Source organism: Streptomyces sp. NBC_00239 (assembly GCF_036194065.1).
GTDB lineage: Bacteria > Actinomycetota > Actinomycetes > Streptomycetales > Streptomycetaceae > Streptomyces.
The window spans coordinates 7,348,097-7,360,994 of the sequence record NZ_CP108095.1 but is presented as its reverse complement, the minus strand read 5'-3'; the positions used below and the strand labels follow the sequence as shown (position 1 = coordinate 7,360,994).

At 74.3% G+C, this 12,898-nt stretch carries 11 protein-coding genes; 4 read left to right on the top strand and 7 right to left on the bottom strand.

Annotation, left to right across the window (positions count from 1 at the left end; genetic code table 11):
- Positions 1 to 346 precede the first annotated feature (346 nt).
- From OG764_RS32650 to OG764_RS32635, 4 genes are all read right to left on the bottom strand, one after another.
- Positions 347 to 3,580 (bottom strand): serine/threonine-protein kinase, encoded by a 3,234-nt coding sequence (locus tag OG764_RS32650; protein ID WP_328971933.1) that lies wholly within the window; start codon positions 3,578 to 3,580, stop codon positions 347 to 349.
- Positions 3,562 to 4,497, bottom strand: coding sequence for an oxygenase MpaB family protein (locus tag OG764_RS32645; protein WP_328971932.1), 936 nt, complete (start codon positions 4,495 to 4,497; stop codon positions 3,562 to 3,564). Before OG764_RS32645 ends, OG764_RS32650 begins: the two co-directional genes overlap by 19 nt.
- Complete coding sequence (locus OG764_RS32640) at positions 4,494 to 4,976, bottom strand: hypothetical protein (RefSeq protein WP_328971931.1); 483 nt, start codon at positions 4,974 to 4,976, stop codon at positions 4,494 to 4,496. Before OG764_RS32640 ends, OG764_RS32645 begins: the two co-directional genes overlap by 4 nt.
- A 138-nt stretch (positions 4,977 to 5,114) precedes the next feature.
- The gene (locus tag OG764_RS32635) at positions 5,115 to 5,540 is read right to left on the bottom strand and encodes a hypothetical protein (protein WP_328971930.1); all 426 of its coding nucleotides are present in this window, start codon (positions 5,538 to 5,540) and stop codon (positions 5,115 to 5,117) included.
- Positions 5,541 to 5,868: 328 nt separating this feature from the next.
- On the opposite strand from OG764_RS32635, the gene OG764_RS32630 reads away from it, so the two are divergent.
- The 4 genes from OG764_RS32630 to OG764_RS32615 all read left to right on the top strand — a co-directional run bounded on the left by OG764_RS32630 (position 5,869) and on the right by OG764_RS32615 (position 9,539).
- A complete protein-coding gene (locus tag OG764_RS32630; protein ID WP_328971929.1) occupies positions 5,869 to 6,972 on the top strand; it encodes a sensor histidine kinase in 1,104 nt (367 codons plus the stop codon).
- Positions 6,969 to 7,802 carry a response regulator transcription factor gene (locus tag OG764_RS32625; RefSeq protein WP_328971928.1) on the top strand — a complete coding sequence of 278 codons (834 nt, stop codon included), beginning with the start codon at positions 6,969 to 6,971 and terminating at the stop codon, positions 7,800 to 7,802. Before OG764_RS32630 ends, OG764_RS32625 begins: the two co-directional genes overlap by 4 nt.
- 87 nt (positions 7,803 to 7,889) lie before the next feature.
- Positions 7,890 to 8,972: an AraC family transcriptional regulator gene (locus OG764_RS32620; protein WP_328971927.1), complete on the top strand. Its 1,083-nt coding sequence runs from the start codon at positions 7,890 to 7,892 to the stop codon at positions 8,970 to 8,972.
- Between the two features lie 45 nt (positions 8,973 to 9,017).
- Positions 9,018 to 9,539: an RICIN domain-containing protein gene (locus OG764_RS32615; protein ID WP_328971926.1), complete on the top strand. Its 522-nt coding sequence runs from the start codon at positions 9,018 to 9,020 to the stop codon at positions 9,537 to 9,539.
- 85 nt (positions 9,540 to 9,624) lie between these two features.
- Here OG764_RS32615 and OG764_RS32610 read toward each other — a convergent pair whose 3' ends face one another.
- The 3 genes from OG764_RS32610 to OG764_RS32600 form a co-directional block, all read right to left on the bottom strand.
- Positions 9,625 to 10,815 (bottom strand): acyl-CoA dehydrogenase family protein, encoded by a 1,191-nt coding sequence (locus OG764_RS32610; protein WP_328971925.1) that lies wholly within the window; start codon positions 10,813 to 10,815, stop codon positions 9,625 to 9,627.
- Positions 10,816 to 11,040: 225 nt separating this feature from the next.
- Entirely contained in the window at positions 11,041 to 11,922 is an 882-nt protein-coding gene (locus OG764_RS32605; RefSeq protein WP_328971924.1) for a class II fructose-bisphosphate aldolase, read from the bottom strand.
- Positions 11,919 to 12,809 carry an SIS domain-containing protein gene (locus OG764_RS32600; protein WP_328971923.1) on the bottom strand — a complete coding sequence of 297 codons (891 nt, stop codon included), beginning with the start codon at positions 12,807 to 12,809 and terminating at the stop codon, positions 11,919 to 11,921. Before OG764_RS32600 ends, OG764_RS32605 begins: the two co-directional genes overlap by 4 nt.
- Between the last annotated feature and the right edge of the window lie 89 nt (positions 12,810 to 12,898).

Sequence of the window (12,898 nt, the reverse complement as noted above, 5' to 3'; positions counted from 1 at the left end):
GGGCCCCACCCCGGCCCCGTCCCCACCCGCGCGAGGTGTGCGCCGGTGGAACCTCCGGCCTCGCCGACGCCCTGAGCCGGATCCCAGCCGCGCCGACGCCTTGCGGTGCGACGCCCAGCCTTGTCGGTGGGCTGGGCATCACCAGCCTCGCCGGCGTTTGAGGCGCGGGGTTTGGGGCGGAGCCCCAAGAGCAACCGGGCTCCGCCGGGTACCGGGCTCCGCCCGGACCCGCTCCTCAAACGCCGGAGAGGCTGGAGGCGGCGCGGGGTCGGCCGGCCTCCGCCCGGACCCGCGCCTCAAACGCCGGCGAGGCTGGAGGCGGCGCGGGGTCGGCCGGTGTCGCGGGTCAGGCGACGACCGGGGGGAGGGGGCTGCCGAAGGCCGGGCGCTGGCCGCGCAGGGCCGCCACCCTCCGGTGCAGTTCCTCGGCCTCCGCCGCCCGCCCCAACCGCTCCAGGCAGTGCGCCTCGTCGCTCCGCGCAGCCAACGTGTCCGGATGCCCGGCACCCAGCGCCTGCTCACGGCCCTGGGCCACCTCGCCGTACACCGACAGCGCTTCCGCCCAGCGGCCCAGCCAGCCCAGCCCGACGGCCACCTCGCGGCGGCTGACCAGGGTGTCCGGGTGGTGCGCGCCGAGCACCCGCGCGCGGAGTTCGCCGACCTCGCGGGCCTCGGCCAGCGCCTCGTTCCAGCGGGCCAGCCGTCCGAGGTTCACACCGAGTCCGTGCCGGGCCCGCAGCGTCTCCGGGTCGGCCGCCCCGTACGCGCGGGTGCGGTCGCGGACCAGGCTGCGGTACAGGTCGAGCGCCTCGGCGCTGCGCCCGAGCCGGCCGAGGCCGATGCCGATCTCGTACCGGGCGGCCAGGGTGTCGGGGTGGTCGCGGCCCAGCGTCCGGGCGCGGGCGTCCGCGACCTCGCGGTAGACCTCCAGCGCCTCGGCCCAGCGGCCCAGCTGGCCGAGCGCGTACGCGACCTCGTACCGGCTGAGGAGCGTGTCCGCGTGCTCCGCACCCAGGATCCGGGCGCGGGCCTCGGCCACTTCGGCGGCCGTCCGGTGCGAGTCGTCGAGGCGGCCGAGGCGGCTGAGGTTGAAGGCGAGGTTGTGGCGGCAGCGCAGGGTGTCCGGGTGGTCGGGTCCGGCCGTGCGTTCGCGGGCGGCGAGGACCTCCTCGTACACGTCGTGGGCCTCCTGGTGACGGCCGAGCTCCCCCAGCACGTACGCGGTCTCCTGGCGGGTCGCGAGGGTGTCGGTGTGGTCGGGCCCCAGGACGCGAGCGCGCGCGGTCGCCACCCGGCCGTATTCGAGCAGCGCGTCACCGGCCCGGCCGGTGCGGCTGAGCGTGAAGGCGACCTCGTAACGGCTGGCCAGGGTGTCGGGGTGGCCTGCGCCGAGCACCTCGGCGCGGGCCGCGGCGACCTCGCGGTGCAGCCGCCCGGCCTCCTCCCAGCGGCCGAGCCGGCCCAGGCCGAGGGCGGCGCCGTGCCGGGCCGCCAGGTCGTCGGCCGGGCACGGCTCCGGCCCGGGCCGCAGCGGCGGGATCCGCGGGTCGTCCTCACGGCGGCCGCCGCGCGTCCCGTCGACGCGCGTCCCGTGCAGGTGCGTCCCGTCCGCGCGCGTCGCGTGCACGTGCGTCCCGTGCATCCCGTCGGTACGCGTCCCATCGGTACGCGTCCCATCGGCGCGCGTCCCGCCAGTGCCGGTCCCGTCGCCGGGGGCCACGGCGGCGTGCGCCTTGGTCGTGCGCGTCCCTCCAGCGCGCGTCCCATCGGCGTGGGTCCCGCCGACGCCCGTCCCGTCTGCGTGCGCCCCCTCCGCGTGGGTCCCGCCGGCGTGGGTCCCGCCGAGGCCAGTCCCGTCGGGGCCAGTCCCGTCGGGGCGCGTCCCGCCGGCGTGCTCCTCGGACCGGGCGCCGTTCGCGGAATGCCCGGGCCGAGCAGGGTCCACGAGGGCGGCCGGCGCGGCGGTGGCTCGTACGGCGATGGCTGACCCGGCGGGCCCGTCCGGGTGCACGGGGGCACGACGTACGGCCTTGGGGCGCGCGGAAGCCGGATCCACCGACCCGGGGCCCACGTGCGCAGAATCTACGGACTCAGGGCCGACGAACTCGGGATGTACGGGCTCCGGGCGAACGGGCCCGGGGCGAGAGGGCCCGGGATGTACGGACCCCGGATGGAGGGGCCCGGGCCCCGGGGTGGACGTCGTCGGGGCAGAAGTCGGGGCCGACCCCGGGGCGGGTGTAGGCGTCGGGGTGGCGTTCCGTACGGCGGTCCATACACCGGTGAGGGCCTGCGCCCAGGCCCCGCTGTCGGTGGCGCGGGCCACGGCCGGCCGCGGACCGCCCGTGATCCCCCGGGCCCAACCGGGCAGCGGCGCCTGTACCTCGCCGACGACCGCGGACCCGGAGGCGAAGGACCCGGAGCCCGGAGCCACGGGCCCGGTGGGCATGGACCCAGCAGGCATCGGCCCGGTGGCCATGGGCTCGGACACGGCGGGCTCGGACGACGGAACACGCGGTGCTCCCCCCACCCGAGCAGCCCCAGCAGCCCCAGCAGCCCCAGCGGTCCCGGGTACTACGGGTACCCCAGTCCCCCCAGGCACCCCGGGTACTACGGGTAGCACCCCAGGCGCCACAGGTACTACGGGTACTACGGGCGCCCCCGGCACCGGCAGCCCCGGCACGGCCCCGGTGCCGGCCGGGCCCGGTGTCCGGGTGCGGTCGGCGGAGCGGGCGGTGACGAGTCTGCGGTAGAGGGCGGCGGCGTCGGCGGGGCGTTCCTCCGGGCACTTGGCGAGCAGGTCGAGCACCGCCTCCTCGAAGAAGGCGGGCAGTTCGCCGCGGTGGGTGCGCAGCGGTTCCGGGGCGGTGTCGCGGTGGCCGACCAGCACCGACCACGAATCCCCGAGGTCGAACGGCGGGACGCCGGTGGCGATCTCGTAGAGCACACACCCCAGCGAGTAGAGGTCGCTGCGGTGGTCGACCTCGGTGCCCGCGATCTGTTCGGGGGACATGTAGTGCGGGGTGCCCATGGCCATGCCGCCGCCGGTGAGCTTGGCGGTGAACCCGATGTCGTGGGCGAGGCGGGCGATGCCGAAGTCGCAGATCTTCACCGTGCCGTCGGTGAGCCGCATGATGTTGGCGGGCTTGAGGTCGCGGTGGACGATGCCCTGCTCGTGCGTGTACGCGAGCGCCGCGGCGACCTGTTCCGCGATGTCGAGGACCTCGTCGACGGGGAGGGGGCGCTGATCGTTCTCGTCGAGGAGCTGGCTGAGGTTGCGGCCGTGGAGCAGTTCCATGACGAGGAAGAGCATGCCGCCGGCGGCGCTGTCGTCGCCGAAGTCGTGGACCACGGTGACCCCGCGGTGCTGGAGGGAGGCCGCGACGCGGGCCTCGCGGCGGAAGCGCTCGCGCAGTACCTGGGTGAATTGGGGGTCGTGGCCGGGGCCGAGCGGCTTCAGGCATTTGACCGCGACGTGGCGGCCGAGCGACTCGTCGCGGGCACGCCAGACCTCGCCCATACCGCCGCGCCCGATGAGATCGAGCGGCCGGTACCGTCCCTGGATCAGTCTGGTTTCCGCCAACTCCGCCATGTCGTGCTGCCGCCCCCGTTGTCGTGCTGTGCCCTCCCCGGCCCGACCAGTATGGCCGTCCCTCGTCGCACTGTGTACGGCGAGGGACGGCTGCCGGGCCCCATCCGGGCCATTGCTCTCAAGATGTGACCTGGGGGCAGTTGCCAGCGCAGCCTGGCGGGGATCAGGCGCAGGACGAGTCCGGTGAGGCGCAGGCGACGGGTGACGCTGCGCGGGGCGGGCGCGGGACGGCCGTACAGGTGGTGCGCCTCAGCGGGCAGCGAGCCGTAGGCGAGGGCGGCGACCGGCCGCCACATCAGGGCGCGGACAGGCCGCAGCGGCCAGGGGACGGGCGGGCGGCGCAGGAAGGCGTCGACGACGCGCGTGTCGGCCCCGGCGGCCAGTTGCGGGCGAACCGTTTCGAAGTACGCGGCGAGCTCGGCGGTGCTGCCCGGCACGGTGGCCGGATCCAGTCCGACCAGGCGGGCGCTGGTGCGGTTTTCGGCCACGTAACGGTCGGCCTGTTCGTCGGAGAGGGGGACGCCCGAGCGGCGCAGGACGTGGAGGAACGAGTCGATCTGCCCGCAGTGGACCCACAGCAGGAGCTCGGGGTCGTCGATCCGAAACGTTTCGCCGGTGGCGGGGTCGGCGGCGGTGAGGCTCCGGTGGATGCGCCGCACCCGGGCGCCGGCCCGCTCGGCGGCCTCGGCGGTGCCGTAGGTGACGGTGCCGACGAAGTCGGCGGTGCGCAGCAGCCGCCCCCAGGCGTCCTGCCGGAAGTCGCTGTTGGCCATCACGCCGCGGACCGCGCGCGGGTGAAGGGCCTGGAGGTAGAGCGCTCGGACGCCGGCGATCCACATCATCGGGTCGCCGTGGCAGTTCCAGGTGACCGAGTCGGGCCCGTAGAGCCCGGGGTCGGATCCGCTCATCGGCACAGGATAGTGGGGGCGGCCACCGGAGTGAAGGCGAGCGGCGGCTGCCCGGCGGTCTCGAAGACGACCACCTTCTCGGACTCCAGCACGATGTAGCCGGGGGTGTAGCCGTCGCTCCACTCGATGCGGGGACCGGCGACCTCGGCCTCCAGGTCGGTGCGCATCTGCCGCAGCCCCCAGTACTTGCCGGCGAAGGTGAGGGTGCCGATCCCGCAGTGGGTGTACAGGTCGTACGGGTACCAGGTGCCGGGCTTCGGAGCGGCGGGACCGGTGCGCGGGGCGTCGAGGTCCGCCGGGGCGGGGGCGGGCCGGTCGCCCGTGGTGGCGGTGACGGCCGCGGTCGGGGCCTTCGCCGTCGTGGCAGTGGTCGCGTCGGCGGCGGTGTCGGCGGCGCCCGCGGACGTGGCGCATCCGGTGAGGGCGAGGAGGAGTGCGGCGAGCGGGGCGAGGGGGGCGAGCTGACGCGGCCTGTACATGGCGGCACCTTTCCTTCCGGTTTCCGTTCGCCGCTGTGACGTGCGAGCGTCCGGGCCGGTTCCCCCGCCTCCCCCTGCTCCCCCTGATCCCCTTGCGTCTCCCGCCTCCCTGCCTCCCCGCCCCCGCGGCGTCGTGGTTCAGGCGGTGGGCGTTCCCGTGCAGCGGTCGCCCGCCGGTGCCAGGGGTCCGGCGAGGTCGCGCAGGATGTCGGGGGCGTGGTTGCTGACCACGCGCCCGCTCCAGGTGTCGCAGAGTGCGGGGACGGTCAGGGCTCCCCCGTAGTGGTGGCCGGTCGCCTCGTACGCACGGCGAAGCGCCCCGTAGCCCCCGTACCCCCCGAGGCCCTCTGATGCGGCGCGCGGGCCGTCGTCCGCACCGAGCACGGTGACGGGGACGGCCTCGCCGAGGCCGAGCCGGGTGTGCAGGTCGAGGAGGTCGCGGGAGGCGGGGCAGTCGGCCGCGAGGTAGAGGCGGTAGCGGCGCGGGGCGGGCGAGAAGCCGGCTCCGATGCGGCCGCGGACGGCGACGGGAGGGCAGGCGGCGGGCAGCACGATCGTGGACATGGCTCTCCTGGAGACCGGCGGATCTGCGGATCGGCGGATGCGTGGGTGCTGTGACGCGGTGGGGCCGGGTCAGCAGAAGCGGCCGAACGCGCTGCACACGCGCAGGAGATCGATGTGGAGCCGGCGGGTCAGGCACCAGCGGCGGGGGGTCCCCGCCACTTCACGCACCGCCTCGGCTCTGTCCACGGGCCGAGTCTCGCCGCGCCGGCCGGACCCGTCAAGACGGCCCGCGCCACCCCGTTCAGAAGCCTCCCCCTCGCACGGAGCCACCAAGGGGCCACCTCGGCGGCCGAGTTGTGCTTGTGACCCACCCCCTACAGTACGGAGGGTGTACTCCTCTCGCCCCGCTCCGTGGACGGCGCCGGTCCTGTACGGCGCGGTGCTGACCGCCGGCTGGTACGCCGCCGCCTCGGGCCTCGGTGACGGCGAACTGCCGCTGTTCACGGTCGGTTTGGCACTGCTCGTCGGGATCGACGCGGCCGAGTGCCGCCGCTATCCGGCGCGCACCCCTTTGCGTCCCGCCCTCGCCCTGCTGTGCGTGCGCGCCGCGCTGTTCACGCTGGTCGCCGCGACCGACGGCTCGGGACTGTCCCGCGCGCTGTTCGTCCTGCTGCCGTTCACGGCGTACTTCGCGTTCGGCCGGGCGGCGGCCTGTGCGATCGCCGTCGGCTGCCTGGGCCTGGCCGTCCTGACGACGCCCCGCTGGTACGCGGACCCGGAGCGGGTGTCCGACCTGCTGATGTTCGCCGTCGGGCTGGTGTTGACCGTGACCATGGCCGGCGTGGCGGTCGACGAACGGCGCCTGCGGGCACGGCTGGAGGAGTCGCGGGAGGAGGTGGCGCTGCTGTCGGCGGCGGCCGAGCGCAATCGGGTGGCCCGGGACATCCACGACGGTCTCGGCCACCATCTCACCGCCGTCGTCGTGCAGTTGGAGAAGGCCTCCGCCTTCCGGGAGCTGGACCCCGCGGCGGCCGACCGGGCGGTCGGCGATGCCCGGCGGTCGGCGCGGCAGGCGCTGGCCGACGTACGGACTTCCGTGGGAGCGCTGCGCGCCGAGCCGTTCCGCCTGCGGCCGGCCCTGGACGAGCTGATCGCCGGCCACGAGGACGTCACCCTGCGGGTGGCCGGCGAGGAGGGCGGGTACGGCACGTCCGCGCTCACCGCCCTCTACAGGGCGGCCCAGGAGGGCATCACCAACGCCCGCCGGCACGCCGCCGCCACCCGTATCGAGGTGACCGTGGTGCTCGACCGGGCGCAGGCCAGGCTCACCGTGTCCGACGACGGCCGCGGATTCGCCCACCGCGCCGAGGGGTTCGGGCTGCGCGGGATGCGGGAGCGGGTGGAGGCTGCGGGCGGCCGCCTCGACATCGACTCCGGCCGGGGCGACGGCACCCGGCTGACCGTGACGCTCCCCCAGCGGGCCGCGGCATGACGGATACGACGCCCGCGCCCGTGCGGGTCCTCGTCGTCGACGACCAGCAGCTGATCCGGGAGGGCATCGCCTCGCTGCTGGGCATCCAGCCGGGGATCGAAGTGGTCGGCACGGCCTCGGACGGTCACGAGGCGGTGGCCCGGGCCCGGGAACTCGCCCCCGACGTGGTGCTGATGGACGTACGGATGCCCGGCATGGACGGCGTCCAGGCGGTCGCCGCCCTGCGCCACATCGCCCACGCCGGCACCGCCCCCGGTGACACCGCCACCGCCGCCGCCACGACCACGGACGGCCCCACCACGCCCGCCGCCGCCACGACCACGGACGGCCCCACCACGCCCGCCGCCGCCACGACCGCGGACGGCGCCACCACGCCCGCCCCCGCCATCAGCACCCACACCGCCACCACCCCCGGCGCGGCCGCCGCCTGCCGGGTCGTGATGCTCACGACCTTCGACGACGAGGAGTACGTCGTCCAGGCGCTGCGCGCGGGCGCGGACGGCTACCTCCTCAAGGACCTGCCACCGGCCGAACTCGCCGCCGCCGTACGCCTCGTGCACCGCGGCGTCACCCAGCTCGCCCCGGCCGCGGCCGCCCGCCTGGTAGCGGCGATCGGCCCGGGCGCCCCGCGGCCCGCCGACGTACTCACCGCCCGGGAGGCGGACGTGCTGCGGCTGATCGCGGACGGGGCCACCAACCGCGAGATCGCCGCCGGCCTCTTCCTCAGCGAGGGCACCGTGAAGAACCACATCTCACGGATCCTGCACCGCCTGGGCCTGCGCGACCGGACCCAGGCCGCCCTCTACGCCCGCGACCACGGCCTGCTCTGACACGCCGGGCGGGCGGCAACCATGCTTCGAGCGCGCCCCGTTGCCGCATCCTGGCTCCTGCCAGGGAGATCGAACCGGGGGTGCGGAATGTGGGCAACGGTTTCGTCGGACGAGCTGCCGGCCGGGGACCGCTTCGACTGGTTCTCCGACATGGTCGCGCGCGAGGTGGTGCCCACCGCCATCAGCAGTGAGCGGCCCGCCGAATTCCGGGCCGAGGCCGCGGTGCTGGACCTGGGCGAACTCCGCGTGTCCAGGCTCGCCTACGCGCCCCTGCGGTCACGGCGCACCCCCGCGCTGATCCGGCGCGGCGACCCGGAGCAGTACCAGCTGGCGATGGTGAGCAAGGGCTCCATGGTGATGTCCCAGCACGGCAACGAGTGCCACGCGCATGCCGGGGACCTGGTGTTCTGGGACACCTCGCGGCCCTCCGACGCCCGCGCCCCCGCCCCGGACGCCCCCGACCACCAGCTGGTGATCCTGCAACTCCCGCGCAACGCCCTGCCGTTACAGGCGCACCGACTCGACCGGCTCCTGGCCCGCCGCATTCCGGGAGGCAGCGGCACGGCGGCGATGCTGGCCTCGTTCATGAGCAACCTGGTCGACCACGGCGACCAGTGCGCGCCGGCGGAACTGGGCCGTCTCGGCGCTGTCGCCGCCGACCTCGCCGCCACCTGCCTGGCCCAGCACCTCGGTGCCGGGGAACTCCTGCCCGCCGAGGTCCGCGCACGGGCGCAGTTGCGGCGGATCCACGCCTTCATCGAACACCACCTCGGCGACCCGGACCTCAGCCCTTCCGTCATCGCGGCCCGCCACAGCATGTCGGTGCGCAGCCTCCACCAGCTCTTCCGGAACCACGGCCACAGCCAGGACCGGCCGGAGAAGGAGAAGCCGAACGAGAGGGAGACGGAGAAGGAGAGGGAAAGGGAGAGGGAGAGCGTCCACGCCCTGATCCGTCGCCGTCGCCTGGAGCGGTGCCGCGCCGACCTCGCCCGTACCGGCCCGCGGGCGCATCCGGTGGGCGTGATCGCCGCCCGCTGGGGCTTCAGCGGGCCGGCGGTCTTCAGCCGTTCCTTCCGCGAGGCGTACGGGCTGAGTCCCAGCGAGTTCCGTGCGCTGAGCGTCAAGGAAGCCCGCGCCGAGCGCACAACGAGACGAACGCCCCCTTCCTAGGCTCGGTCACCGAACAGCACCGCATCGCGTTCGAGGGGAAAGCTCATGACTCGTCTTCTTGGAAAGACCGCCGCAGTGGCCGGCGGGCTCGCGCTCCTGACCGGCGTGGGCCTCGCCGGCGCTCCGGCCGCGGGCGCGGCCCCGGCACGGGCCTCGGCCACCAACCAGATCCTCAACTGGAACTCCGACCTGTGCCTGGGCATCAACGGTGGCGGCGGCGAGTGGGGCCGTACCGCCATCCAGTGGGACTGCAACGGAAACGCCGACCAGCAGTGGAACTTCTGGGGCTCGGCCGGTTCGTACAGCACGGTGAAGAACGAGAACGGGCTGTGCCTCGGTATCCGGGGAGCCTCGACGGACCTCGGCGCCGAGGCCATCCAGTGGCAGTGCAACGGGAACGACGACCAGAAGTGGAGCATCACTCCGGCTTCCGGCGGCGGCTACCGCTTCGTGAACAAGCACTCCGGGTTCTGCCTCGGCATCTGGGGCGCGAATCCGAACCGGGGCGAGCGCGCCGTCCAGTGGTCGTGCAACGGGAACGACGACCAGAAGTGGTACTTCGGCTAGACACTCCGCCGATGGGCTCCCTGCCGGATTCCGGCAGGGAGCGCGTCGTGGTCGTCGGCCGGGGTACGCGGCCGCTGTACGGGGGTCAGCGGCGGACCCTGGGCATGCCGAGGCCTATCCAGGAGATGATTTCGCGCTGGATCTCGTTGTTGCCGCCGCCGAAGGTGAAGATGACGGCGCTGCGGTAGCCGCGTTCCAGTTCGCCGTGGAGGACCGCGCCCGCGGAGCCGTCCTTGAGGGGGCCGGCGGCGGCGGCGATCTCCATCAGCCAGGCGTAGGCGTCGCGGCGGGCCTCGGAGCCGTAGACCTTGACGGCGGAGGCGTCCTGCGGGGTGAGGGTGCCGGCCTGGACGGCGTTCACCATCTGCCAGTTGAGGAGCTTCATCGCGTCGAGGCGGGCGTGGGTGCGGGCGAGGCGGCCGCGGACCCAGCCGAGGTCGATGACGCGGCGGCCGTCGGCGAGTTTGGTGGCGGCGGCCCAGCGCTGTACGTCGTGCAGGGCGCGGATGGCCATGGTGCCGTGGGCGGCGAGGGTGACGCGCTCGTGGTTGAGCTGGTTGGTGATCAGGCGCCAGCCCTTGTTCTCCTGGCCGACCCGGCGGGAGGCCGGGACGCGGATGTCCTCGTAGTAGCTGGCGGTGGTGTCGTGCGAGGCCAGGGTGTTGATGAGGGTGCAGCTGTAGCCGGGGTCGGTGGTGGGGACCAGGAGCATGGTGATGCCCTTGTGGGCGGGCGCGTCCGGGTCGGTGCGGACCGCGAGCCAGACCCAGTCGGCGGTGTCGCCGTTGGTGGTCCAGATCTTCTGGCCGTTGACGACGTACGTGCCGGTCTCCTCGTCGCCCTCGCGCACGGCCTTGCACTTGAGGGCGGCGAGGTCGGTGCCGGCGTCGGGCTCGCTGTAGCCGATCGCGAAGTCGATCTCGCCGGCGAGGATCTTCGGGAGGAAGTACGCCTTCTGCTCCTCGGTGCCGAACTGCATGATCGTGGGCCCGACGGTGTTGAGCGCCATCAGCGGCAGCGGGACCACGGCCTGTGCGGCCTCGTCGAAGAAGATGAACTGGTCCATGGGCGACATGCCGCGGCCACCGTACTCCGTGGGCCAGCCGACCCCGAGCCAGCCGTCCGCGCCCAGTCGGCGGATGGTCTCGCGGTAGTAGCGCTTCTGCGCGGCCGAGTCCTCGTAGCGGGCGTACACGTCCTCCGGGACCAGCTCCGCGAAGTAGGCGCGCAGCTCCGCGCGCAACTGCTGCTGTTCAGGCGTGTATTCGAGGTGCACGGCCCCTCCAGGAGTCTGGCTGCTGCTCTGTGCTCGGCATCGTCCCTGCTCGACGGCGCACAGAGTAGAACCTGTTCCAGGAATCCGGAAGGGGCGTGACGGCCGTACCCGTACGACCCGTGGCACGGGGGTGCGGGTCGTACGGGTACCCGTACGGCCTGAGACGTACGGGTGGTCAGGCGTACGGGTGCGGACCCTTCCGGGCCCCGCCGCACCCCCGCCGGGTCAGACCCGTACGGATTCCGTCAGGGGCAGTCCCGCGCCGAGGGCCGTGATCAGCTCGGAGGTCGTACGGGCCATGGCCGCGCGGCCCACCGACAGGTAGGTACGGGTGTCGGCGGCGCTGGGGTGGGCGTCGAGGTAGGCGCGGATCGCGTCGGTCATGGCCACGTTGAGCGCCGTGCCGATGTTGACCTTGGTGATGCCGCCGGCGACGGCCGCGGCGAGTTCCCCGTCCGGCAGCCCGGAGGAGCCGTGCAGCACCAGCGGTACGTCCACGGCCGCGGCGAGCCGGGCCAGCAGGCCGTGGTCGAGGACGCCGGTACGGGTGGTCATGGCGTGCGTGGAGCCGATGGCGACGGCGAGCGCGTCGACCCCGGACGCGGCGACGAACTCCCGGGCCTCCTCGGGGTCGGTACGGGCGCCGGGCGCGTGCGCGTCGAGCGGCGCCGCGCCGCCCTTGCCGCCGACCTCGCCGAGTTCGGCCTCGATCCACAGGCCGTTGGCGTGGGCCCATTCCGCGGCGCTGCGGGTGGCCGCCAGGTTCTGCGCGTACGTCAGGTGGGCGGCGTCGAACATGACCGAGGTGAAACCCGCCGAGGCGGCCTGGCGCAGCAGTTCGGCGCTCTTGACGTGGTCGAGGTGGAGGGCGACGGGCACCTCGGCGGCCTCGGCCGCGGCGGCGGCCGCGCGGGCCAGCGGAAGCACCTGGCCCTGCCGGTACTTGACGGCGTTCTCGCTGACCTGGAGGACCACCGGGGCGCGGACGGCCTCGGCGCCGGCGATCACGGCCTCGGCGTGTTCGAGGGTGATGATGTTGAAGGCGGCGACGGCGCGGCGCCCGGCGGCGGCTTCGGCCACGAGGGTGCCGGTGGCGGCGAGGGTCATCGGACCTCCCCGGCCAGGATCACGGAGCGGGTCAGGTGGCGGGGGCTGTCCGGGTCGAGGTCGCGGCGCGCGGCGACGGCCAGCGCGAGGCTCTGCGCCCGGACCAGTTCGGCGAGCGGATCCAGGACGCCCTGGATCCAGCGGCCCTCGGTGGCGGCCACCTGTTGGGGAAGGCCCACGGGGGCCTCGCCGAACATCCAGGTGGCGCTGTCCTCACCGGTGACGCTGATCGGCCCGTGGCGGTACTCCATCGCCGGGTACGCCTCGGCCCAGGACAGGGACGCCTCGCGCATCTTGAGGGCGGCCTCCTCGGCAAGGCCCACCGTCCAGCCGCGGCCGAGGAAGGTGAACTGGCGGCACTCGGCGAGCCCCTCGGGCAGCGGCTGGGCGAGCGCGGTGCGGGCGTCGGCGACGGCCTCGGCCCGGTGCTCCCCGAAGTGGGCGCGCAGCAGGGTGAAGGCGGTGGTGGCGAAGCGGGTCTGGACCACGGACCGCTCGTCGGCGAAGGCGAGCACGGCGAGGTCGTCGGCGAGGGCGGCGACCGGCGTGTCGGGGTCGCCGATGACGGCGGTGGTACGGGTGCGGCCGCGCAGGCCGGCCAGCAGGTCGAGCACCTCCGTGGTGGTGCCGGAGCGGGTGAGGGCGATCACCCGGTCGTAGCGGCGGCCGGTGGGGAACTCCGAGGCGGGGAAGGCGTCGGTCTCGCCGAGCCCGGCGGCTTCGCGCAGCGCGGCCGCGGCCCGGGCCATGAAGTATGAGGTGCCGCAGCCGGTGATGGCGACGCGCTCGCCCGGGGCGGGGAGCATGTCCCGGTGGGCGGGGGCTAGTTCGGCGGCGCGCTGCCAGCAGTCGGGCTGCGTGCTCAGTTCGTCGGCGGCATGACTCATGGCGGGTGACTCCCTCTCGGGCTGCAATGCTTGTTCTTGCAAGTTAGCGCTTGGTTTCGAGCAACTTCAAGCATCTCAGGGAGGAATTG